Genomic DNA, 23,735 nt, shown 5'->3' on the forward strand with positions numbered 1-23,735 from the left:
AGCCATTGGCGGCCGACACATCGCCCACGATGCGGATTGAAGGAGAAGATGCTGCTGGGCGGCAATGACGAGGACCCCTTGAACTGCCGGGCGCCTTGCGCGTGGCAAAGCTGGCAACACGGGCGGCGCTGGAGCCTTTGAATGTGGCAGCGCCGCTGGCGATCAGCGTTCACGAATGCCCATTCGATCCAGGTCACGCATATCCGCTCTGCGCTTATTTTCGACCAAATTTCAGGTAAAGGAGATCAATCTGAGCGCGGCCCGTGCTGAGCGCGGCCAGCGGCAGCCACCGTTTCAGCCACGTCCAAACACACGGCCGGGTTGTGGCTGGGGACAAGATCCGCTCTGCCGCCCGGCGGGTCGGACCCAACCGGACTTCCGTAAATGGAGGCACGCGTCAGTCATCGCCAGCAGGCCGGCACAGGATTGGGCATGCACGGCGGTTTCGTCCTCTTCGACCTGCAGCGTCAGGTCGATGCCGCCGGACGCCGAAGGTTGAGGAATGATGTGCAGCCAGCCGCCAACTGCACCGTGATCACCGATTGCAAAATTGCAGCGGGCGCTTCATCCTGGGCCGTGCCGCCGGCGTAGGCCAGAAGGCGCGTAGCGCAGCAGGCGCTGCGCTTGATCCGCCACCGCCTTCGACACATCATGTACGAGCGGCGGAAGTTCGTGCACCACCGGGGCCGTCTACCGTGCCTTGTATCTGCCTCGCGCCAACTGTGCCTTTCCGCATCTGCGCCCATGTGGCCTGCCAGATCGGCATCGCGCCCCGCTCGGCAACGGTCGTCACCACTTGCAGCCCGTGGATCGCTGTCACCGCCGCTGCGCGCCGGGCTGATCAATGGACTGGGCCACGCGCTGGAGAAGATCGGCCGCCTGCACCTCGCCAACGGTCAACGCCGGGGCGAGGTTGGCGCCTGCGCGTACAAGCCGCCACACTGTGCGGCCAGTGAATCCAGCGGGTTGGCCTGGCGCCCCAAGTTCATAGGGCTATGGCGCTGTGGCCTGTGCATCCACCTGCAGGCCCAGGTCGGCGCCCGCAAGCGGCCAGGCCTGTCCGCGTAGCTGAGAGGATGGTCGGCCCCTGAAAAGGCGTCAACTGTTCCTGCAGCCGCGCCGCGGCCTGCTCACGCGTCAGTTCGCTCAGATCCACGCCGGCCACACGCACCCCGGCAAAGACGCGGTTGGCAAAGCGCAACTGCACCGCGGTGATGGCGGTCAGCAGCAGCAGGGCGCTCAATCCAGGCAGAGACCAAAGAAAAGCGCGATGCTGGGGCGCCGGCGAGAGGCGGGGTATCCGCCCACGTAGGGATGCATGGCGGGGCAGCGGCGGTGTGGACTGGCGTCTGGGCGCAGTAGATGTCGTTGTCATGATCGAATGATAACATCATTCACGCCAGACGACAAGCCAGCAATCCAAATGGTCCCGGAATCGAGGCTTCAGCCGGTCTTGCCACAGGGTTTCTCAAGTGCCCAATAACCGGCTAAAGCCTTCATTCCAGATGTCTTCAGCGACCACATTTGGGATTCCTGGACAAAGTTGGCGGCGCTGGACGTATCGGGGTCTGAATGATATAATCGCCCGGCTTACGGCAATCATCTCACGCACGCAAGGGCGGCATGGACCAGATCGAACGACAAATCACAGTGAACGGCGAAATGTTCGCCTGCCTGAATGCCATTTCGGGCGCGCGCCAACCGGCAACGCCTGTGATGCAAGCGGTCAGCCTGGGGTTGGGGCAGGCCGGGAGGCGCGGGTCATGAGCGCCATCACCTTGCCCGGCGCCCAAATCCTGGTCACCGGCGCCAACGGCTTCATCGGCGGGCACCTGTGCGAGCATTTGCAGCAGGCCGGCGCGCAGGTGCGCGGGCTGGTGCGCTCGCTGCCACGCGCGACCTGGCTGGCCGACCAGGGCATCAGCCTGATCGAAGGCGGCCTGGACGAACCGGCCGTGCTGGCGCGGGCCGTTGATGGCTGCGCGGCCGTGATTCACACCGCGGCCTGGACCGGCGTCCCCGATGATCCGGCGCTGGGCGAGGCGGTCAATGTAACCGGCGCCGAAGCGGTGCTGCAAGCAGCGCTGACAGCCGGCGTGGCCCGTGTGATTCACTTCCAGCAGCGTGGCGGTTTATGGGGTCAACGCCAGCCCGCTCATTGACGAAACCGCGTCGACGCCCCTGGTAGGGCAGGCTTATCCGGATAGCAAGATTCACGCCGAAGCCGTGGTGCGACGCCTGGCCGCGGCCGGCCTGGACACCGTCATCGTGCGGCCGGCTAGCACCTACGGCCCGCGCGGCGCAGCCTGGACAGTCGCCCCGGTGGAGCAGATCAAGAGCGGGCGCCTGCGCCTGCTGGCCGGCGGCCGCGGGCTGGTCAACCTGGGCTACATTGACAACGTGGTGCAGGGCACGCTGCAGGCGCTGACCGCGGCCGCCGCGGCCGGTCAGACTTACAACCTGTGCGACGGCCAGGCCATTCCTTTTCATGAATTCTACGGCTATTACGCCCGCATGATGGGGATTTCCCGCCTGCCCAGTGTGCCGGCATGGGCGGGGCGACTGGCGATTTCGCCGCCGGGCCGTTGGGCGCGGCGACTGCTGGGTCGGCAAGCGGCCGGGCGCTGGTCGCTGCACTATCTGCAGAACAGCAGCCGCTTCGCCATCACAAAGGCGCAGCGCGAACTGGGCTATGCACCCACGATTGATGTGGCCGAAGGGATGCGGCGTACGGAAGCCTGGCTGCGTCAGACCGGCGTGATTTGAAGCAGAACGGAGGACGCCTAAACGGAGGACGTCTATAATGAAAGTGCATTTTTTCGCCACCCTGCGCCCGATGGCCGGCGGCAAGACGGTGGACTTTGGCCTGCCGGAGGGTACGACCATCCGCAGCCTGGTGGAAGCCATCGTGACTCGTTTTCCGCCCATGCGCCAGGAGCTGTTGGACGCAGACGGTAATCTCTATCTGCATGTGCATGTCTTCGTCAACGGCCGCGACACCCATTTCCTGCCGTTGGGCATGGACACCGCTTTGTCGCTGAGCGACGTGCTGAATGTCTTCCCGGCCGTAGGCGGCGGCGCATGGTGACAGAAACACGCGACTTGCGCGGCATCCCCCTGTGGCTGGTGCGCGAATACCTGGTGGAATTGGGCGGCGCCGCGCAATCAGAGCAGCACGTCATCGACCAGGCTGGGAAGTACATCTGAGTCAACTGGCCGACTTCCAGATCGGATCGCTGCGCATCGGCGAGATACGCATGGAAGTGACCGGCCAGGCTGACATCATGCCAGAACTCAAGGCGCGCCTCGACCGCAAACTCATCCGCGCGGGGGGGTAAGCCCAATCATCCAAACAAGTTTTGGGAACAACTGAATGCGAATGATGACGGGCAAAAAGGGGGGCGCGTCAGCCGGGATGGCTGACGCGCCCCTGTTCGTTGTCATGACCGCTGCCGGCAGGCGGCAGAAGTCTTAGAGAATCCCCAATTCCTGCAGCTTGGCCTCAGGCACGACGCCGTTGACCCAGCCGCGCATCTTGTAGTATTCCACCAGCATCAGGTCCAGCTCGCAGACATGGCCCTCGGAGCCAGGCATGGTGGACGCTTCATGCGTGAAGCGCGTCGGCAGGGCATCGCTGCCTCGCGGGAAACCGTTCAGGTTGTTGTAGTAGCGCTCCAGGTTGTAGATGCGCTCGCCTGTCTTGAGCACGTCGTCCGCGGAAAACGGCCGGCCCGTGAAGGTGCTGTATTGCGCCGCATACTCTCGGCGCCTTCGGCAAAAGACGAGAACTTGCACAGATCCAGGCTGTCGGTGAAGGCAAACAGGTCTTGCAGAATGCGCAGCATGTCGCCCTTGCCTTCCCAGGCCAGCGGGTCCATCTTCCACGGAATCAGGCCCAACTCCACGGCCGGCGTGTAGCCACGCAGGTGGCAGGCGCCGCGGTTGCTGGTGGCATAGCCAATGCCCATGCCCTTGAGGCCGCGCGGATCGTAGGCCGGGATGCCCTGGCCCTTGCAGGTCATCGCCAGCTCGTCATGGCCGAAGTAGGCCGCGATGGCGTTGGCGCCATCCGCCATGACGCTGCCGAGGCCTTCGCGGAAGGCGATCTTGCGTGCCCATTCCGCCATGCCGGCCACGTCGCCCCAGGCCAGTCGGCCATCCCCATTGGTGTAACCGCGCTCGGAGGCTTCCATGTACACAGAAAGCGGATGCCCCGATTCGATGGCGTCCATGCCGTAGTCGTTGCACAGGTCAATCATCTTGGCCACGCCGGCCGCGTCGTTATTGCCGCAGTTGGCGCCCATGGACCAGGCCGGTTCGTACTCCAGGCTCTCCATGTGCAACCCTGCCAGGGGCCGCTGGTGATTTCCACTTCCTTCTTGCAGGCCACCGGGCAAGCATGGCAGGGGGGTCATTCACCAGGATGTGCTCCTTGACCCACTCGCCGCTGATCAACTCGCCATTCTCGCCAAAGGAGGTCACCTTGCTGTTGAACGCCGGCAACGCGCCCATCGTGTTGCTGATGTTCATCAGCACGTTGGTGCCATAAACCGAGAGGCCACCCTTGCGCGGGCTGGTGACATTCTTCTCGTCCATGATCGTGGCCAGGGCACGGTCATGGGCGCCCTTCCAGGCCTCTTTGTCCGCGGCGCGGCCGATCCTGGTACTTGCCGCGAATGACAACGGCCTTCAGGTGTTTGCTGCCGCCCACGCAGCCGGTGCCGCCGCGGCCGGAGGCGCGGTCATTCTCATTGATCCAGCAGCCAAACCTGACCAGATTCTCACCGGCCGGGCCGATGGCAATCACGCTCAGGGTCTTAGGCTCGCCATAGCGCTCTTGCAGGGCTTTGATCGTCGCATGCACGCCCTTGCCCCACAGGTCACTGGCATCGTGCAGCGTTACTTCGCCGTTTTCGATATAGGCGTAGACCGGGGTGGCAGCCATGCCCTTGAAGACCAGGCCATCGAAACCGGCCCACTTGAGGCGCGCAGCCGACCAGCCGCCATGATGCGAATCGGTGACGGTGCCGGTCAGCGGTGACTTGGTGACGATAGCCATGCGACCGCTCATGTTGGCGTCGGTGCCGGTCAGCGGGCCATTCATGAAGCACAGGATGTTGTCCGGGGACAAGGCGTCCACCTGCGGACCGTTGTCGAAGACGTACTTGACACCGAGACCACGCGCACCGATGTACTTGAGCGCATCTTCTTCAGCGATCGGCCGATAATCCACCTGGCCGGCGGTCAGGTCCACCCATGCTACACGGTTTGTGTAACCCATCAAACTCATACCCACCTCCTTGTTGGTACTGACAGAGATTCAGCAACTACGATCATCATAGCTGCGCCTAACCGGGTTTAGAAGAAACAAAAGGCCGTTATGCGAATTTTGCATAACGGCCAGGAAAACGCTACTGTGTTGTGGTGCCGAGAAGAACGGTCGAATCGTCGGCTGCGCCGGCGTGGTGAGAGCAACAGGCATAGGATGCCGCCCCCAAAGGATAGAGATCGAAAACTTGGGATAGCTTGATTATACGTCAGATAGCCTGGGAACGCAAGATCGAACGTTTGCGGCTCTGATCGGCCTCACTCGCCGGCGGGGGCGATCGTTTCCCACAGCGCGCGAATCGGCACTGCGAACAAGCCAGGCCCAAAACCTACACTGGCTTCTCCATCGTACAGGACGACCCCGACGACAAAACGTTCACCCGCATCCGCTTGCAGCTTCCTCAGACCACGAAAATCTGTCTCTGTCACGGTGGCAGTCGCCTTGACTTCGATCCCGGCAACGGCGCGTACACCTTGTTCCAGGACAAGATCTACCTCAGCGCCGTCCTTATCGCGAAAGTGGTAGAAAGACAGGGCGGTCTCGTGCCAGCTCGCCTGCCGTCGCAACTCCCTGAAAGACGAACGTCTCCAGCAATTGACCGAACAAGGCCCTGTTCTTCAGCAACGCAGGGCCATCCAATCCGAGCAAAGCTGCGGCCACTCCCGTGTCGCCCATGTGTAGTTTCCGGGGTTTTAATCAGGCGGCTCAGTTGGCTGGTATGCCAGGGCGGCAGATGTTCCAGCAGGAAAACGCGCTCCAGGAGCGTCACGTAATCGCGGATGGTTGGGCGGCTCAACTGGAACGACCCCGCCATCTCAGCGATGTTCATCAGATGAGCTGTCTGACCTGCGCCCAGTTGCAGCAGGCGCGGGAGCGTATCGAGCGAGTTGATGCGCGCCAGGTCACGGATATCTCGCTGGACGAGCGTTTCAACATAATCGCGGTACCAGACCATCCGCCGTCGTTGCGTTGTGCGAGTCAGCGCCGCTGGATAACCGCCGGCCACGATACGTTCGGCGAGTTCAGCGCCCAAACGGTCATAGCGCCGGTTCTTGAATTCTGAATTGAAGAGGCGATCGAGAAAGCGCGGAGGGCTACCGGCGATCTCGCATTGAGCCAGCGGATGTAATCGTAGAATCTCGATGCGCCCGGCCAGCGAGTCTGCCAGTTTGGGCACCAGGAGCACATTGGCCGAACCGGTCAGGATGAAACGACCTGCCGTGCGCTGACGGTCCACCGCCGCCTTGAGAGCCAGGAACAATTCCGGTACACGCTGAACCTCATCCAGGATCACTTTTTCGGGCAGGTCGGCCACGAAACCGATAGGGTCGAACCGCGCCGCGGCCAGTTGCACATCATCGTCGAAGGAGATGTAGGTGTAGCCTGCCGCGTCGCCCACCAGGCGCGCCAGCGTCGTCTTACCGCACTGGCGCGGGCCATGCACCAGCACAACCGGCGTGTCGGTCAGCGCTTCTTCCAAGCGCGCGCGAGCGAAACGAGGATAGAGAACAGGTTCAGTCATAGGCTCATTGTACACCCGGTTCGGCCAAATGAAAACTTAGAGTTCGGCCAAATGAAACCTTTGGGTTCGGCCAAATGAAACCTTTGGGTTCGGCCAAATGAAACCTTTGGGTTCGGCCAAATGAAACCTTTGGGTTCGGCCAAATGAAGTATACCATTTGGTATAGTAACCATATGGTATAAGCGCCTGCTGCCACAGATCAGCGCGGAGAGGCCAGGTCTGGCGAAGCCGCGCTCCACCAGACCTGGCGAAAGACCAGCGCAATCAGGTAAGACGGATTGGCCGCAGTCGCTGACCGGCGTCTATTGCGGTTTGATGCCCAGCAGCAAGTCCATCACGTCGAAGGCCGCAAATCCTGCTGGATACCACTCCGGGTCCGGTTTGAGCCAGTTGTCCATGGCGATTACGGCAAGTCCGTCATCGGGCGCAAACTGGATGTGGGTATTGACGCCGTCGCCGGCGCCCGCATGGCCGGTCAGGCGGTGGCCGGCCTTCTCGCCGACGTACCATCCCAGCCCGTACTCCCCAACGTACGGTCCATACCAGGGGCCGAGAGCATCCATCCAGGGGGTGCTGGCAACCGATGTCCACATGGCGTTGATGCTCTCAGGCTGCAGCAAACGCCTGCCGTTCAGCTCGCCCTTGTTCAGCATGAGCCGGGCCCACCTGGTCATGTCGTCACAGCTCGACCAGAGGCCGGCGGCCGGAACATCTCTGGGGTCAACGAAATGCTCCATCGCGGCGGCGCTGCCATCTTCTGCGGAGATGTACCCGGTCACATACAGGTCGGGATCGACCTCGTCCATCACAAAGGTGGAATTCGCCATGCCAAGCGGCTCCAGCCAGCGCTGGTGCATGTAGCTCTCGAACGGCTCGCCAATCACCTTGACGATGATGGCGCCCAGCATCGAGTAACCCCAGCCACTGTAGTTCCATGCTTCGCCGGGCGCCGAGATCAACTGCTCATCGCTCAGGCTGCGCACGGCTTGTTCGAGCGGATCAATCGTCGGGTCGAGCGGGGCATCCCAAGGGATCGGCACGTCAGGCAGGCCGGACATATGGCTGAGCAGCATGCGCACCGTGATATCCTTGTAGCGCGGGTCGGCCATGGTGAAGTACGGCAGATAGGCAGTAACCGGCTTGTCGAGGTCAATCTTGTGTGGCTCCACCAACTGCATGACGGCCATCGCGGTCAGCGACTTGGAGATGGAAGCCTGGGTAGAAACGGATTGGGGGGTCATCGGCCGGTTGCTTGCAACGTTGGCAAGCCCAAAACCCTTGTTGTAGACCACCTGGCCATCTTTGACGATGCAAAGCTCGAAGCCGGGCACCGGGTAGTCTGTCATCGCTTGCTTGACGATTGTTTCGATCTTGGCAGTCGTGGCGTCGTCAAGCGCCGCTTTCTCTACTTGGGCGAGGAACTTCGTGAGGAGTTCCACGACAAGGTCCGTTTGCATGAAGGCCGTCACGTGATCGTGGCCTGGCAGTGATGCGAATGTGGCGTTGGGCAGCTTGTTGGTCGCAGCCTTCAATGCAGTATGGTCTTCATCATACGCGCCGGCAAGCAGAAGTATGGGCATCCTCATATCCGGTAGATCAGGGGCGAAGTTTTCGGCGCTAAAGGCTTGCAGGTCAGCGATTACAGCCTGAAAATCGGTGGCAGCATAAAGTTGATAGGCTTTGGTCTCGGAGAATCCGTAGCTACCAAAAACACTTGCTGCGTCGCGCCCGTATTGTGAATGAGTGAGCGTGCGATCGCGCTCGATTTCGGCACTGGGATCGAAATTCTCAGGGGCTTCGCCGCCGATGATCAGTGACGAAAGACGATCAGGGAAATACTTGGCTACAGCCCAACCCACCGTACCGCCCAAGGAGTAGCCAAAGTAATGCGCCTTGTCAACGCCCAACTTGTCGAGTACAGCGACGATGTCGCCGGCTTGTTTTTCCAGGACATAGGCAGCCGGATCGTGGGGCTTATCGCTCTGGCCATGACCTCGGGCATCAATGAGAATGAGGCGATAGTTCGCTTTGAGTGCATCGGCATAGCCGACAACCCGCCAATCTTGGAGGCTGCCGGTCAACCAATGTACCAGGACCAAGGGCGGGCCCTCGCCCTCGACCTCATAGTGAATCCGCACGCCATCGTTTTCCACGAAGCCGGAGAGCACGTCAGATGGCTGTTTCTCCAAACCTGGCGCTGCCGGCGTTGCAGGTGGCGCCTGAACGGTTGCGGTGGGAACCACGCTGACGGTAGGTTCAAGGGTCGCCGTCGGTGGAACGGGGCGTGCGGCGGTGAGCGGGACCGGCGTCGCCGTCGGCGCTACGGCCGGAGCGGCGCAAGCGACCAGCAGCGCCGCGATTAGCAGGACGCTGAACGTCATAGGTAGATGTTTCCAGGGTCTCATAATATGCTCCTCTGAAGTTCCAGACTGACAAACTTGCGGCTGCCAGCTTCTCCATCTCGCAGGCAGCGCACATCGGTCTCAACAGTCGCCGCTATGGTTGCTCCTCGCCCACCAGGTGAGCCGACATGAAGGTCACCACGGGCGTGAACAAGAAGTCGCAGTGCCCGCCATTGGCTTCTTCCAGGTACTCGTGCTCGACACCGCGGTCGCTCAGGAGTTTGTCAAAATCACGGGCCAGTTCGACCGGTACAATTGTCGCCGTCTGATTGCCGTGGAAGATCAAGATCGCATTCAGGCGCTCCGGCTGGGCCAGAAAACGGTCAACTTCGTCAGCGGGGTCAGAGGCTGCAACCTTGTCGAACACCTCAGGCACGATCTGGGTCTTTCCGTCCACGATAGCAAAGGGTGTGTCCAGATAGAACGGCGGCTTGTCCGGATTAGAGGCGTGCCGCGCGCTAGGACATAGACCGATTGACCCCCAATTCCCAGAATCTGGCATAGAAATCTTCGGCAGCTTGTCAATTCTCGGTCGCCGGTGCCCATAGGGGATCCCGTGCCCAATAGTATGTGCCAGACACGGCGCGGCGACGCTGAACACATCCGGGTACTTCAGCGCCAGATAGATCGATCCGTCGCCGCCCATCGAACAGCCGGTGATGCCGCGACTGGTACGGTCTTGATCGTGCGATAGGTGGCGTCAATGTGATCGACAAAGTCCTGGGGTGGATAGGTCTCGTAGTCGCCAATGGTCGGCGAGCTCAGAATACATGCTTCCACCGAGCCTGTTGTTAGCATCGGGAAAAACGAAGATCATCTCCTGCAGGCCGCCCGCGGACAGGGCAATTTGGTATGCTGATTTGAAGACGCCTAACAGGGTGTTGGCATGGCCCGTGTACCAGTGGAGCACGTATACCACGGGATAGCGTTTGTCGCTGGTGGCGTAGCTGGACGGCAGCAGGACGTAGAATTCGCGGGTGGTCGGGTCGCCCAGGAGGTTGCCGGCCAGTGCCTGGCTGGTGATCTCCCCCTTCTTCGTCTCCACCTTGCCCGGGGTTGCTGTGGGTGGCACTGGTGTTGGTGGTACCGGCGTGGCGTGGCCGTGGGTGGAACAGGCGTGGCAGTCGGTGGCACCGGCGTCGCCGTCGGCACGGCGGCCGGGCCGGCGCAGGCGGCGAGCAATGCTGCCAGCACCAGAATGACTAAACTGCGATTGAAACGTAACATCGTTAGCACTCCTTCCAGTTGTCATGGATCGAAATTGCCTATCGGTTGGGTGATCCGGGGTGGATCACCCAACCGATCGCCTGAGCATTTATTTGTCGATGCCCTGTTGGGCATAAGCCACATCAGCCGCTGCCAACCAGGTTTGGATGTTAGGGCTGTGGGGTCGGCTTTGCTTCGGCACCCAACAGCACTTCTGCGATGCCGTTGCCGATGTCATACGCATAGAGTGAGCCCACATCAGGGTCGAAGAGGTTGACCAGCGCAATCACAGCCATGCCATCGTCCAGGAATATGCCCAGATGGGACTGGGAGCCGAAATCGGCGCCATAGTTGCCGATGATGCGGTATCCCTTGAACTCACCTGCCCACCAGCCCAATCCGTAGCTGGTAACCTGTGGGCCGAAACTCTCCGCCCATGAGCTGGTGGCCTGAGGCGCCCACATCTTGTCATAGGCTGACGCCGGCAGCACCCGCGTTCCATCCAGTGTACCCTGGTTCAGGTTGGCAACCGCAAAGCGGGCCATGTCATTCACGCTGGAATAGAACGCCCCAGACGGCGCATGGGCGCGGGTGTACGGGTAGAAGTCAATCGTCTTGGCATCGCCGTTCTCATCGGGCATATGGGGCGCCACCAACCTAGCCGGGTCCAGGTCGCTCAGCAGGTACGAGGAATTCTCCATGCCCAAGGGCGTAAGCACGTTGGCCTGCAGATAGTCCTCGAACGCCTGGCCGGACACCTGGGCGACCACATCGCCCAGGATATCGAAGCCGGTATTGCTGTAGGCCCAGTCCTTACCGGGCCGGAAGGTCAGGGATTGGTCGCTGAGGCTGCGGACGTAGTCATCCAGGGCAGCCTTGTCGTTCCGCAAGTTCTTATCCTGATACTCTGCCAGCCAATTGATGGGGTCAGGCATACCGGCTGTGTGCGACAGCAAGCGGCGGATGGTGACTTCTCCCACGTCGGGATCCGTCAGAGTGAAGTAAGGCAAATACTTCGTTACGGGCGCATCCAGGTCAATCTTGCCGTCCGCGACCAACTGCATGATCGCCATCGCCGTTGGCGTTTTGGCAACTGAGCTCATTTGGAAGACTGAGTCTGGCGTCACCGGCGCGTCACTGCCCAGTTTACCGACGCCAAACCCGCTGGCGTAGACCAGCTCACCATCCTTGACAATGCCCAGCGCTGCGCCTGGCACTTTGCCCTTCGCCATGATCTCCTTGACCAGCGCCTCGATCTTTGCCACGGTGGTGGCGTCCAGTGAGTCCGGTGTCGACGCAGGCGGAACAGGTGTCGGTTCGGGCGTGGGCGGAACGGGCGTCGGTGTCGGTGGGATTGGGGTGGCAGTCGGCGGCGGCGGCGTCGGCGCGACGGCCGGAGCGGCGCAGGCGACCAGCAGCGCGGCGATCAGCAGGACGCTGAACGTCGTAGGTAGATGTTTCCAGGGTCTCATAATATGCTCCTCTGAAGTTCCAGACTGACAAACTTGCGGCCGCCAGCTTCTCCATCTCGCAGGCAGCGCACATCGGTCTTAACAGTCGCCGCTATGGTTGCTCCTCGCCCACCAGGTGAGCCGACATGAAGGTCACCACGGGCGTGAACAAGAAGTCGCAGTGCCCCCCTTTGATCTCAAGGTACTCGTGCTCGACGCCGCGGTCGCTCAGGAGCTTGTCAAAATCACGGGCCAGTTCCACTGGCACAAGGTTGTCACCTTCGCCGTGCAAGATCAAGATCGCATTCAGGCGCTCCGGCTGTGACAGGTAGCGGTCGAGATCGTGGACGGGATCCACTCCGATCATCTTTTCGACCACCTCAGGCACGATCTGAGCCTCACCATTCACCAGAGCGACAGGCATATCCAGGTAGAACGGAGGCTTATCAGGATTGGCTGCGGCAGCTGCGGCCCAGGACAGGAGATACTTGATCTCCCAGTTTTTGGTCAGGTCAGAAAAATTCTTAGGTGGGATCTTCAGAACCTCCGTCGCGCGCTTCAGGACCAAATCGCCTGAATAATCGTATTCGCCGGAGGCTGGCGCTGCGACACTGAATACGTTCGGGTGCTTCAACGCCAGGCCCATCGATCCATCGCCGCCCATAGAACAGCCGGTGATGCCGCGACTGACACGGTCGGGCAGGGTGCGATAGGTGGCGTCGATATGGGCCACGAGTTCCTGAGTCAGGTAGGTCTCGTAGTCGCCGATGGTTGGCGAACTCAGATACTGGCTTCCGCCAAATCGGTTGTTAGCATCAGGAAAAACGAAGATCATCTCCTGCAAGTCGCCCGCGGACAGGGCAATTTGGTATGCTGATTTGAAGGCGCCCAGCAGGGTGTTGGCATGGCCCGTGTACCAGTGGAGCACGTATACCACGGGATAGCGTTTGTCGCTGGTGGCGTAGCTGGACGGCAGCAGGACGTAGAATTCGCGGGTGGTCGGGTCGCCCAGGAGGTTGCCGGCCAGCGCCTGGCTGGTGATCTCCCCCTTCTTCGTCTCAATCTTGCCTGGGGTTGCTGTGGGCAGCACTGGTGTTGGTGGTACCGGCGTGGCCGTCGGCGGTACTGGCGTGGCCGTGGGCGGAACAGGTGTCGCCGTCGGCACCGCGGCCGGGCCGGCGCAGGCGGCGAGCAATGCTGCCAGCACCAGAATGACAAAACTGCGATTGAAACGTAACATCGTTAGCACTCCTTCCAGTTGTCATGGATCGAAATTGCCTATCGGTTGGGTGATCCGGGGTGGATCACCCAACCGATCTGCCTGGGCATTTATTTGTCGATACCCAACAAGGCATAAGTCACATCAGCCGCAGCCATCCAGGCCGGGTAGATGGCATCGGTGCCCCAGTTAGCCAGCACCGTCACGCCCAGGTTGTCGTCGGGGGCGAGCTGAAAGCCGGTGGTCTGGCCCGCACCCCCACCGGGATGGCCAGCCAGGAAATGACCGCCATCTTCCGCCACGCCCCAGCCTAACCCATATTGGCCGGCCCACGCACCGAAGAACTGGTCGAGACCGGTCGGCGCCTCTACCTTCCAGAGGATATCGTAGGTCTCAGGCTTGAGGATGCGCGCGCTGTCCAATTCGCCCCGGTTCAGGTTAACCTGCATCCAGCGCGTCATGTCCTCGCAGGTGGAATAGAGGCCGCCTGCCGGTAGGTCTATGCCCTTGGTGTGGGTCACCGGCTTTGCCTTCACGATAGCGTCTTCACCGGTTGTGTGTTCGCCAACCAGGGCATCGGGCGGGATCGCCGCCGCATCGAAGGTCGAGTGCGTCATCTTGAGTGGCTCCAAGATGTTCTGGACGACATACTGGTCATAGGGCAAGCCTGACACCTTGCCGATGAGATCGCCCAAGATGTTGAAGTTGACCGAGGCATACTGCCATGTTTCGCCGGGCGCCGCTGTCAGCTTGTCATCGCTCAGGGACCGCACGTACCACTCGAGCGCTGCGTCCACTGCGGTTGGCTCCACACTTTCCGGCAGAGTTGCCGTGACTGCTTCGTCCGTCAACCCCGACGTGTGCGAAGCGAGCATGCGCACAGTAATGTTCTTGTAGCGCGGGTCGGCCATCTCGAAGTAGGGGAGATAGGCCGTGACCGGCTTGTCCAGGTCTACCTTGCCTTGCTCGACGAGTTGCATCAACGCAACGCCAGTGAAGGATTTCGTAGTCGAGGCAATGGCGAAGACCGATTGGGGCGTCACCAGCCGATCACCACCCAACTCCGCAACGCCGAAGCCCTTGCTGTAGACCTGGTTACCGTCCATGACCACGCACATGGCGTAGCCGGGAACGCCGTTGGGCTGCATTTGGTCATTTAGTATGCCCTCGAGCTTGGCCACGGTGGCGTCGTCTAGCTTAGCTTTAGGCGCTGCGCCATAGCCGGCCGCTTCGTACTTGATGCCCGGGAACGTCACATTCTCCGGCGCCAGCGCCTTGGCCGCATCGGCGTCGCCTTTCAGTTCGGCCAGCAGGAAGGCGGTGGTGAAGTGGTTGATCAGGTCGTGGGCGCGGTCCATGTCCCATACCGGATCGGTGCAGAACATAGGAAAGCCCAACGCCACGATACTAGGTGAGTCAGCACAACGGCTGAAGAATATCAGATGCTCGCCATAGTCGAAGACCACCTTGGCCTTGCTTCCGGAGACAACACTTTCGTAGGGGCTAGCCATCTCAAAGCCTCCGTCAACGGATGTCTCACCGGATCCTATCAGAAACATGACCGGCACATTCACAGGCTGCATGCCTTCTTTGCCGAAGGGGATGGTGGATGGCGCCATGGCTACGACGGCGCCAACACGCTCGTCACTCCAGTCCGGCCAAAGCCCCGCAGGCGTCTCGTCAAGACCTGCGAAGGCGGCAAGCTCCGCTTCGCGACCGACCAGGTCTGGGCACGCTGTCGGGTTGAGCTCAGCAGTGTCCGGATTTTCCTTACACCAGGCGGCCGCATTAGCCAGGTTCAAGCGCGCACCGGCTGCAGCAAGGGCAGTCATGGCCCCCTGGGACCAACCTGCAACACCGACCCGGTTCGTGCTGATGAAGCCTGGCAGTAATCCGTCATCTGCGGAGAGATGCTCGGCATAATCGATCTGGCGTGTGATCTCCTGCGGTCGCCGAAAATATGCCTGCGGCGCAATGGGGCCAAATGCCGTGCTCCAGTTATCCTCATGGTCGCTGGATATGACCACCAACCCGCGCGAGGCCAAATGCTCGGCAAAATAGGGAGTCTCCTGACCAAACGACCAATGGGAGTGGCTGTAGACCACCAGTGGGTAGGGTGCGCCGCTATCGTCGGGAGGCGCATCCAGTTGGGCATGGCCAAAGACCGAGAACGCTGGAATCTCGCCCGGCGCAAACTGCTGCTCGTAGACCATCTCGGCAGTCGCACCGTCGGATTTCTGGGCCGGATACCAGACACTGACCGTGAGATCGCGGTCGGTCTCCGCTGTGGCTGGTATGGTGAAGTAGCGAACCCCTACGGCATAGGGACCGTCGATGGCGTACTCTGGCGCATCGAAGCGCAGGCCTTGCGGCGGTGATGGCTCCGGCGCTGCCGTCGGTGGAACTGGTGTTGGTTGGGCCGGCGCTGCCGTCGGTGGAACCGGTGTTGGTTGGACCGGCGCTGTCGTTGGTGGAACCGGCGTCGCTGCGGGCGGCGCCGGTGTGGCCGTCGGGCCGCTGCACGCGACCAGGAGCGCTGTCAGCAAGAGAATCGAGAGAACACATGAGCGATGGATGGGTGACATGTTACTTTCTCCTATACGAGACAACTTCGAGACTAAACTGAGGTGGCTTCAAAGGCACGTTTGGGCCGCGTTCGTTCAAGCGAGTCTAGATTAGCACAACATCGCGCGCAAATCGCGCGCAAAATGTCCGGACAAGTCACGAGAATTGTGGTACAATGAAAGCGGTTTTTGCATAACCTGGTTTGCTGTGCGGTTTTGAGGAGGGAGCCCGATGGCCCATCTCGACCTGACCCTGTTCGGTCCTTTTCAACTGACCCTCGATCACCAGGTGATCGAACGTTTCGAGTCCAATAAGGTGCGTGCCCTGCTGGCCTTCCTGGCCGTGGAGCACCGCCGTCCGCACTCGCGCGAGGCGCTGGCCGAGCTGCTGTGGCCGGGGCACACCATCGAAGCCGCGCGCGGTAATTTCCGCCGCGCCCTGGCCAACCTGCGCGCGGTGCTCAACGACCAGACCGCACAGCCGCCCTATCTCCACATCACACGCGAGGCCCTGCAGTTCAACCTGGCCGCGGATGTGACCGTAGATGCCGTGCGCTTTCTGGCGCTGGCGCAAACGCCGGAATCGCAGCCGGGGTGGGCGTCCAACCTGGAACAGGCGCTGGCGCTCTACCGCGGTCCTTTCCTGGAAGGGTTCCACGCCGACGATTGCCAGGAGTTCGAGCAGTGGATCACCGCCGCGCGCAGCGAGTTGGAGCAGCTTGCCGCCCGCGCGCTCTTTCGGCTGGCGCAGCATGACCACGTCCAGGGGGATCTGGCGCAGGCGCTGCCGCGTTACCGGCGCTGCTTGGCGCTCAATCCGTACGACGAGGCCGCGCAGCGCGGGCTGATGCTGGCGCTGGTGGACAGCGATCAGCATGGCGCCGCGCTGGCACGCTATGCAGCGTATCGGCGTGAGCTGCAGCAGGAGTTGGGCGCGGAGCCGGAAGCGCAGACCGCGGAGCTGGCCGCAGCCATTCAGCAGGGACGCCTGGCCGCGGCGGCCAAACCGGTTAGCGCGGCCGGGCCAACCATAGCCGCTTGGTCCGCACGGGGAACGCAGGATGCTCACCCCTTTGTCGGCCGCGAGCAAGAGCTGGCCGCGCTGCACGTTGGCGCCAGGCAGGCGGCGCTGGGTCGCGGCCGCGTCGTCCTGGTGATGGGCGAGGCCGGCAGCGGCAAGACATATCTACTGCACGAGATGGCGCGACAGCTCGGCCGCACCAGTCCACCCTGGCTGGTCGTGCATGGCAACTGCACGGCGCTGCTCGGAATTGGCGACCTCTACCAGCCCGTGGTGGATGGCTTGCGTCTGTTCGCGGAGCGAGAAACCAGCATTCCCAACGCCCACCCACCTCTGCACAACCATTCGGCGAAGGCGACGCCGGCTGGCGTCGAAGTCGTTCGTCTGCTCCGGGAGCAGGCGCCAGACTGGGCGCGCCTGGTTTTGGCTGGCGCAGGCGCCAATGCAAACGCGCAGCAAACCGACCGGCCGGCGCTGCCGCCCACATCGCAGGCGGCGTTGTTCGACCAACTGGTGCGTTTTTTCGAGCAGGTGACGCGGCTGCGGCCGCTTCTGCTGGCGCTGGACAATCTGCATTGGGCCGACGCCGGCACCGTCGCCCTGCTCTTCCACCTGGCGCAGGCTTTGACCCACAGCCGCGTCCTCATCGTTGGCGCTTACCGGTCAGGCGCGCTCGCGCTGGCGCACAGCGAGCGCAGCCATCCCCTGGGCACCATGATCCAGCCGCTGCGAAATCAAATCGGCGCGACGACGATTGACCTGGACCAGACCGACGGCCGCGGCTTCGTGGACGCGCTGCTCGACCGCGAGCCTAACCGGCTGCAAGCGTCGTTTCGGGAGACCCTGTATCGTCACACCGAGGGTCACGCCCTTTTCACGGTGGAACTGCTGCACACGCTGGCCGCGGCCGGGTGGCTCAGCCAGGACCCGGAGGGGCGTTGGGTGGACCGCAGCGCACTGAACTGGGACGCGCTGCCGCCGCGCGTCGAGGCGCTGATCCGGGAGCGCATTGACCGCGTGCCGCCAGCCGATCGCCGCCTGTTGAACGCCGCCTGTGTTCAGGGCGACGAGTTCCGCAGCGAGATCGTCGCCGCGCTGGTGGGCGAGGATGAGCCAAGCGTCGTCGCCCGGCTGAGCGGCGATCTGGCGAGCGCGCATCGCCTGGTGCTCCCCGGCAGCGTGCTGCCCCACGCGGGGACGCCCGGCGCGGCCTATCACTTTCGCCATCATCTGTTTCAAGCCTATTTGTACGGCGCCCTGGACGAGGTGCAGCGCAGCCGCCTGCATCGGGCTGTCGGACTGGAGATGGAGCATCTCTTTGCCCAGCACGGCGCCGCGGCCGGCGTCACCCTGCAAGCGTTGGCCTGGCACTGCGCGCGCGGGGGCGAAGGCTCGAAAGCGCTGAATTATCTGCGCAGCGCGAGCGAGCAGGCGCTGGCCTGGCACGCGTACGCCGAAGCCATTGGCTATCTGACGAAGGCATTGGCCCTGGCGCCGCCGGCACAGCCCGCGCTGCGCTTCGAGCTGCTGGCGGCGCGGGAGCAGGCGCACAGCCAACGGCGCGATCCCCAGGCCCAGGCGGCCGACGTCAGCGAACTGGAACGGCTGGCGGAGCTGACGCACGACCCACGCCAGCGCCTGGTCGCGGCCTTGCGCCGCGCGACCCTGGCCGAACAAACCACGCACTACGCGGAAGCCATTGTCGCGGCCAACGCCGCGCTGGCGCTGGCCGCGGCGCTGCACGATCCGGCCGCCGAGATCGAGGCTCATCGCATTGCCGGTCGCAGTCACTGGTGGCGCGGCGAGCTGGATCTCGCGCGGCGCTACTATGTCCATGCGCTGCACAGGGCGCGCGCGCTGCCCGCGCCGGACGCAGTCGCCGACTGCCTGCTGCACCTGGGCGTCGCCTGCTGGTCTGTGGATGATCTGGCCGGCGCGGCCGCGGCCTTTGGCGAGGTGCGGGACAGCGCCCTTGGCCGCGAGTCGCCGTTCTTGCGCGCCGTGGCGCGGATGGGACTGGGCATGGTGGCCTGGACGCGTGGCGACTATTCCGAGGCTGAGGGCAGGCTCGACGCGGCGCTGACCACGGCCCGCGATCTGCGCCATCCCTGGCTGGAGGGGCAGGTGCTGCTGAACCAGCTCGCGCTCTACCGGCTGTCGGCGGCCTACGACCGTTGTCTTGCGCTCTACGACCGGTTGGCGCCGCACTGCCAGGCCATCAACGATCGCTGGACCGCCGCGGCCGGCCAGGTGGAGGCGGCCGAGATGTTCGTGCAACTGGGCGCCTGGGCGCAGGCCAAGAGTCTCATCGAGGCCGCGACCGTCGCGGCCGATGCCCTGGCCGCGTCGCTGCTCAAGGTGCGGCTCCTGCTGCTCGCCGCCCGCCTGCACCTGGATGGCGGGGAGCCTGGATACGCCGACGCGGCCGGCCAGGCGCTGCCCATCGCCGCCAGGCTGGGCGTCGCCCATATTCTGGCCGAAGCGTGGCTGCTGACCGGCCTGCTGCGCCAACGGCAGGGCCGCTGGGCGGAAGCCGCGGATGCCCTGCGCCAGGCGCGTGCGTCCGCGCACGGCGAGGTCGCGGCGCGGCTGCTGCCTGAAATCGTGGGCGCGCAGGCGCACCTGGCGTTGGAGAGGGGTGAGACCGACGAGGCTTGCGCGTGCGTGGAAGAGCTGCTGACCGGCGCCCCTCTCCCCCTGATTGACCAGGCGGCCGACCCAAGCTCGCTCTACTTGATCTGTTATGCTGTGTTGGACGCTGCCGGGGAGCCGTGGGCGGAGCAGATGCTGGTGCGCGGCTGCCGCTGGCTGCACGAGCAGTCCGCCTTGATCGCGGATGCTGAGCTGCGACGATCGTTCTGTGAGGATATCCCGCGCCACCGGGAGTTACGGGCGATGGGTGCGGGCCTCACCTCAACCCCCGGCCCCTTCTCCTCTCCGCACAGCGGAGAGGAGAAGGGGGAAGAAGCGAGTAAATACGGGGATGGGGGGCCCACCTCACCCGGCCCTTCTGCAGCGGAGGGAGAGGGGGAGAGTAACGGGGACGCCTGCCGCCTCCTTTGGCTTTGCGGTCAAGAAATTCGTTCTCCGCATGTTCTGGGTTCCGGTCAGAGATAGCGCAGTTCACTACACAGGTAATTCCACCGACGAAATACTTCCAGCGCGTTCTGCTGTGTTAAGGCCAACGCTGTTCGACTTTTGGCGACGCGTTGAAAGAATGGCTCGACCGCGTCGGTCGGTTTGCACGCGGCCATGATACGCTGGAATTTCGAATGAGGGCGGCGCAGATTAGCCGCATCGCACAGCAGGCCGAGGACAGATAGATTGCCTCGCTTCCGCGTCTCTTGCAGCAACCTGTCTTCGTCTAACTGCTCGACATGACGGATCAACCAGTCGAGCACCACCCATGTGAGGCGGCCCGATGCGCGACAATGCGCCGTGCTCTCGGCGATCACCTGTTCGGGCGCGCGCGGCAATGGGGCGGCATGGACTTCAGCCAGAAGCACCCGACCGCCCAACTGTTGCCATTCCTGAAACAGCTGATCTACTGGGTCTGCCATCCTTGCTCCTGCAAGAAATACTCGATCCTTTGCGCCCAATCCCTTCATCGTGATTGTAACAGGCCCGTACAAGTCCGTCAACAACGGTCGCGCGGCGCCACATCTGGAATTCCTGAAGTTGTGGCCGCCGTTTGCTATTTCGGCGGCTCCGTTCTATGATAAAGGCGATGTCCTTTACCCATCTCGAAGTCCACTCGCACTTTACCCTGCTCGGCGCGACGCCCTCGGTGGGCGCGCTGGTGGCGCGCGCGACCGCGGATGGTCTGACCCACCTGGCGTTGACCGACACGAACGCGCTCTACGGCGCGGTCGCGTTCAGTCGCGCCTGCCGCGCCGCCGGCGTTCAGCCCATCATCGGCATGACGATCACGGTGGCCGAGCCTGCTTTCCCCTGGCAGCCCGGCGATGCAGTCACGGCCGGCAAACTGGTGCTGCTGGCCAGGGATGCCGCCGGCTACCGCTCGCTGTGTCGCCTGTCATCGGCAGTCCAGGGCAGCCCGCAGCGGGAAGCGCTGGCCGCCCGCGGGCTTGACCTGGACGCGCTGGCCGAACAGCGCGCCGGGCTGATCTGCCTGGGCGGCGGGCAGGAGGGGTGGATCGAACGCTACCTGCGCAGCGGCGACGCGGCCGCGGCGCAGCGTTACGCCGAACGGCTGGCGGACATCTTCGGGCAGAATCTGCACCTGGCCCTGGAACTGCACGCCCCCGCCGATGCCGCCATCGCGGATGCGGTGACCGCCCTGGGCCGGCGCCTGGGACTGGCCACGGTGGCGGTGCAGCCGATCTTCTGCCTGGCGCCCGCGGACGCGCCCCGGCTGCGCCTGCTGGCCGCGATCCGCGCCAATGCACGGTTGGACGAAGATGCAGGCAATGATGCGCCGAACGACGACGCCGATCCCGATGAGGAATGGGCCGACGACGAGACGCGCTACGTGGCTCGAACAACCACGCGCCGCGCCGCCGCGTCAACGCCCATCACACCGGTCGCCTCGTTCCCACGCGGCCAGGCGGCTCACGGCCCGTCCCCGCACTGGCTCAGCCCGGCCCACATCGCCGAGCGCTTTGCCCGCTTCCCGCAGGCGGTGGCGCAGAGTGGGGAGATTGCCGCCGCCTGCGGCGACTGCCTGCCCGACGGCCGGCCGATCTGGCCCGGCCTGGCGTTGCCCAGTGGAAAGACGCCGGACGCGGCGCTGGCCGCGCTCGCGCAAGCCGACCTCGAGCGCCTCTTTCCCGCCGACTCGCCCCGGCGCGGCCAGGCGCAGGAGCGTCTAGCCGCAGAATTGAGCGCCATCAGCAGCCACGGCTTCGCGCCGCTCTTCCTGGTGGTGGCTGACATCGTGCGCTTTGCCCGCAGCCACGAGATTCCGGTCAGCACGCGCGGCAGCGTGGCGAACTCCCTGGTCGCCTTTTGCACCGGCATCACCACGGTGGACCCCATCGAGCACGGGCTGCTCTTCGAGCGTTTTCTCAATCCGGCGCGGGCCAACCCGCCCGACATTGACCTCGATTTCTGCAGCCGGCGCCGCGATGAGGTGCTGCGCTACGTGCGCGACGCGTACGGCGCGGACCGCGTCGCGCTCATCGGCACGGTCAGCACGATGCGGCCGCAATCGGCCGTGCGCGAAACGGGCAAGGCCCTGGGGCTGCCGGCCGAGCAGGTCAACCGGCTGGTAGGTCAACTGCCGCACCGTTGGCATCCCGACCCGCGGCGCCGCGATCAACGCACGATGGACGACGTCCTGGCCGCGCTGACCGATCCCCTGGAGCAGGAAACCGTGCGCGTGGCCTACACCCTGGTGGGGCAGCCCGATCATCTGAGCGTTCATCCCGGCGGCGTGGTGATCACGCCCGGCCCGCTGACCGACATCGCGCCGGTGCAGTGGGCGCCCAAGGGCTTCCTGATCACCCAGTTCGAACACGGCGATGTGGAAGCGCTGGGGCTGCAAAAGATGGACCTGCTGGGCATCCGCGCGTTGACCGTGCTGGCCGACGCCGCGGCCTGGGTGCGCGAGGGCCGCGATCCGGCCTTCCGCCTGGCCGACGTCCCGCTGGACGACGCGGCCACGGCCGACCTGCTGGCGCGCGGCGAGACGATTGGCGTCTTCCAGTGCGAATCGGACGGCGCGCAGCGCACCCTGCGCAAGCTCAAGGCCCGCAGCGTGCGCGACCTGGCGATTGCCAACGCCTTTTTCAAGCCTGGCCCCGCGATGGGCGGCATGGCCGGCGCATTCGTGCGCCGTTACCGCGGCGAGCAGGCCGTGACCTATCTGCACCCGGCTCTGCAGCCGATTCTTGGCCCCACCCAGGGAGTGTTGATTTTCCAGGAGCAGATCTTGCGCCTGGCACGCGAGATCGCGGGGCTGACGTGGGCGCAGGCCGATCAACTGCGCCGCGGCATGAGTCACTTTGGCGCGCAGGAGATGGCGGCGCTGGCCGGGCAGTTCATCGCCGGCTGCCAGCGACCGCCGCCGACCGGCCCTGGCTTCACTCCGGCGCAGGCCAGCACGCTTTGGGAGCAGGTGATGCCCTTCGCAGGCTACGGCTTCAACCAGGGACACGCCACCGCGTACGCCGAGGTCAGTTTTCGCTCCGCCTACCTCAAGGCGCACTACCCCGCGCAGTTCCTCTGCGCGCGGCTGGCCGACTACGGCGGCTTTCATCACCCGGCCATCTACATGGCAGAGGCGGTGCGCCTGGGGTTGACCGTGCGCCCGCCGCACGTCAACTTCAGCGCCGAGGCCTTCAGCCTGACCGAGGGGCGATCTGGCCCGGTGCTCTTCATGGGCCTGGGCCAGGTGCGCGACCTGCGCCAGGCGGCCATCACGGCCATCTGCCAGGAGCGCGGCGCCGGCAAATTCAGCGATCTGCGCGACCTGCTGCGCCGCGTCGCCCTGCGGCCCAAAGAGATCGAGCATTTGATCCGCGGCGGCGCGCTGGATGGACTGGCGCGGAGCCGGGCCAGCCTGCTGGCCGAGGCGCAGGAGTTCCGTCACGGCTCTGCCGGTCAGATGATCTTCGATTTTGGCCGGCGAGCGGTCCCCGCGGAGACCTTGCGCCAGCGCTGGGACTGGGAGACCGAATTGCTGGGGCTGCCGGTCAGCGCGTTGACCGATCCGCTGGCGCTGGTGCGCGCAAGCCTGCCGGCGCATGTGCCCCTGGCCGAACTGTCCGCTTTCCCCGGCCGGTCGCTCCTGACCGCGGGCGTGCGTCTGCCCGGCTGGACCGGCGGCCCCGGCTTTTTCCTGGGCGACGGCGCCACGTTCGTCATCGCCCGCGGCGACAAGGCGGCCAAGTCCCCGGCGCCCTGGCAACCGCTGCTGGTGCAGGGGCGCTGGGTTGGGGATGGGTGGGGCACGTCCTGGCTGCAGATGGAGGAGGGGGGAGAAGTGCAAAGTGCAAAGTGCAAAGTGCAAAGCGCAGAGAGCGGAGATTCGTGAGCGAAAATCGAAAAAATCGAAAAT

At 63.7% G+C, this 23,735-nt stretch carries 16 protein-coding genes and 2 pseudogenes; 7 read left to right on the top strand and 11 right to left on the bottom strand.

Going from position 1 to position 23,735, the window contains the following annotated elements; translation table 11 throughout:
* Positions 1-384 precede the first annotated feature (384 nt).
* The gene (locus tag IPF85_RS21620) at positions 385-591 is read left to right on the top strand and encodes a hypothetical protein (RefSeq protein WP_343410131.1); all 207 of its coding nucleotides are present in this window, start codon (positions 385-387) and stop codon (positions 589-591) included.
* A gap of 225 nt (positions 592-816) precedes the next feature.
* Here IPF85_RS21620 and IPF85_RS21625 read toward each other — a convergent pair whose 3' ends face one another.
* The gene (locus tag IPF85_RS21625; RefSeq protein WP_343410132.1) at positions 817-942 is read right to left on the bottom strand and encodes a hypothetical protein; all 126 of its coding nucleotides are present in this window, start codon (positions 940-942) and stop codon (positions 817-819) included.
* A gap of 43 nt (positions 943-985) precedes the next feature.
* A complete protein-coding gene (locus tag IPF85_RS21630) occupies positions 986-1,375 on the bottom strand; it encodes a hypothetical protein (protein WP_343410133.1) in 390 nt (129 codons plus the stop codon).
* Positions 1,376-1,763: 388 nt separating this feature from the next.
* Here IPF85_RS21630 and IPF85_RS21635 point away from each other — a divergent pair, with 388 nt between their 5' ends.
* From IPF85_RS21635 to IPF85_RS21650, 4 genes are read left to right on the top strand one after another with little or no spacing between them, the layout of a single operon-like run.
* The gene (locus tag IPF85_RS21635) at positions 1,764-2,162 is read left to right on the top strand and encodes an NAD-dependent epimerase/dehydratase family protein (RefSeq protein ID WP_343410134.1); all 399 of its coding nucleotides are present in this window, start codon (positions 1,764-1,766) and stop codon (positions 2,160-2,162) included.
* The gene (locus IPF85_RS21640; RefSeq protein WP_343410135.1) at positions 2,125-2,766 is read left to right on the top strand and encodes an NAD-dependent epimerase/dehydratase family protein; all 642 of its coding nucleotides are present in this window, start codon (positions 2,125-2,127) and stop codon (positions 2,764-2,766) included. The genes IPF85_RS21635 and IPF85_RS21640 overlap by 38 nt, the downstream gene beginning before the upstream one ends.
* A 37-nt stretch (positions 2,767-2,803) precedes the next feature.
* Positions 2,804-3,088: a ubiquitin-like small modifier protein 1 gene (locus tag IPF85_RS21645; RefSeq protein ID WP_343410136.1), complete on the top strand. Its 285-nt coding sequence runs from the start codon at positions 2,804-2,806 to the stop codon at positions 3,086-3,088.
* Positions 3,082-3,207 carry a hypothetical protein gene (locus IPF85_RS21650; protein WP_343410137.1) on the top strand — a complete coding sequence of 42 codons (126 nt, stop codon included), beginning with the start codon at positions 3,082-3,084 and terminating at the stop codon, positions 3,205-3,207. The genes IPF85_RS21645 and IPF85_RS21650 overlap by 7 nt, the downstream gene beginning before the upstream one ends.
* A gap of 264 nt (positions 3,208-3,471) precedes the next feature.
* Here the strand turns inward: IPF85_RS21650 and IPF85_RS21655 are convergent.
* From IPF85_RS21655 to IPF85_RS21690, 8 genes and pseudogenes are all read right to left on the bottom strand, one after another.
* Positions 3,472-5,290, bottom strand: a pseudogene (locus tag IPF85_RS21655) (aldehyde ferredoxin oxidoreductase family protein).
* 296 nt (positions 5,291-5,586) lie between these two features.
* A pseudogene (locus IPF85_RS21660) lies at positions 5,587-6,851 on the bottom strand (ATP-binding protein).
* A 302-nt stretch (positions 6,852-7,153) separates the two neighbouring features.
* Positions 7,154-9,019 (bottom strand): alpha/beta fold hydrolase, encoded by a 1,866-nt coding sequence (locus IPF85_RS21665; protein WP_343410138.1) that lies wholly within the window; start codon positions 9,017-9,019, stop codon positions 7,154-7,156.
* Between the two features lie 328 nt (positions 9,020-9,347).
* Positions 9,348-9,650, bottom strand: a complete 303-nt coding sequence (locus tag IPF85_RS21670) for a hypothetical protein (RefSeq protein WP_343410139.1) — start codon at positions 9,648-9,650, stop codon at positions 9,348-9,350.
* Positions 9,651-9,953: 303 nt separating this feature from the next.
* Positions 9,954-10,505 (bottom strand): hypothetical protein, encoded by a 552-nt coding sequence (locus tag IPF85_RS21675; RefSeq protein WP_343410140.1) that lies wholly within the window; start codon positions 10,503-10,505, stop codon positions 9,954-9,956.
* A gap of 124 nt (positions 10,506-10,629) precedes the next feature.
* Positions 10,630-11,931 (bottom strand): serine hydrolase domain-containing protein, encoded by a 1,302-nt coding sequence (locus IPF85_RS21680; protein ID WP_343410141.1) that lies wholly within the window; start codon positions 11,929-11,931, stop codon positions 10,630-10,632.
* Between the two features lie 91 nt (positions 11,932-12,022).
* On the bottom strand, positions 12,023-13,150 hold the full coding sequence (locus tag IPF85_RS21685; protein WP_343410142.1) for an alpha/beta hydrolase-fold protein: 1,128 nt from the start codon (positions 13,148-13,150) through the stop codon (positions 12,023-12,025).
* An 89-nt stretch (positions 13,151-13,239) separates the two neighbouring features.
* Entirely contained in the window at positions 13,240-15,714 is a 2,475-nt protein-coding gene (locus IPF85_RS21690) for a serine hydrolase (protein WP_343410143.1), read from the bottom strand.
* 211 nt (positions 15,715-15,925) lie between these two features.
* On the opposite strand from IPF85_RS21690, the gene IPF85_RS21695 reads away from it, so the two are divergent.
* Positions 15,926-19,831 carry an AAA family ATPase gene (locus tag IPF85_RS21695; RefSeq protein WP_343410144.1) on the top strand — a complete coding sequence of 1,302 codons (3,906 nt, stop codon included), beginning with the start codon at positions 15,926-15,928 and terminating at the stop codon, positions 19,829-19,831.
* Here the strand turns inward: IPF85_RS21695 and IPF85_RS21700 are convergent.
* Positions 19,822-20,274 carry a hypothetical protein gene (locus IPF85_RS21700; RefSeq protein WP_343410145.1) on the bottom strand — a complete coding sequence of 151 codons (453 nt, stop codon included), beginning with the start codon at positions 20,272-20,274 and terminating at the stop codon, positions 19,822-19,824. The two genes, IPF85_RS21695 and IPF85_RS21700, sit on opposite strands and share 10 nt — an antisense overlap.
* A 167-nt stretch (positions 20,275-20,441) precedes the next feature.
* Between IPF85_RS21700 and IPF85_RS21705 the strand changes: the two genes are divergently transcribed.
* A complete protein-coding gene (locus IPF85_RS21705; RefSeq protein ID WP_343410146.1) occupies positions 20,442-23,711 on the top strand; it encodes a DNA polymerase III subunit alpha in 3,270 nt (1,089 codons plus the stop codon).
* The last annotated feature ends 24 nt before the right edge of the window (positions 23,712-23,735 follow it).

The organism is Candidatus Amarolinea dominans (genome assembly GCF_016704685.1).
GTDB classification, from domain to species: Bacteria; Chloroflexota; Anaerolineae; order SSC4; family Amarolineaceae; genus Amarolinea; species Amarolinea dominans.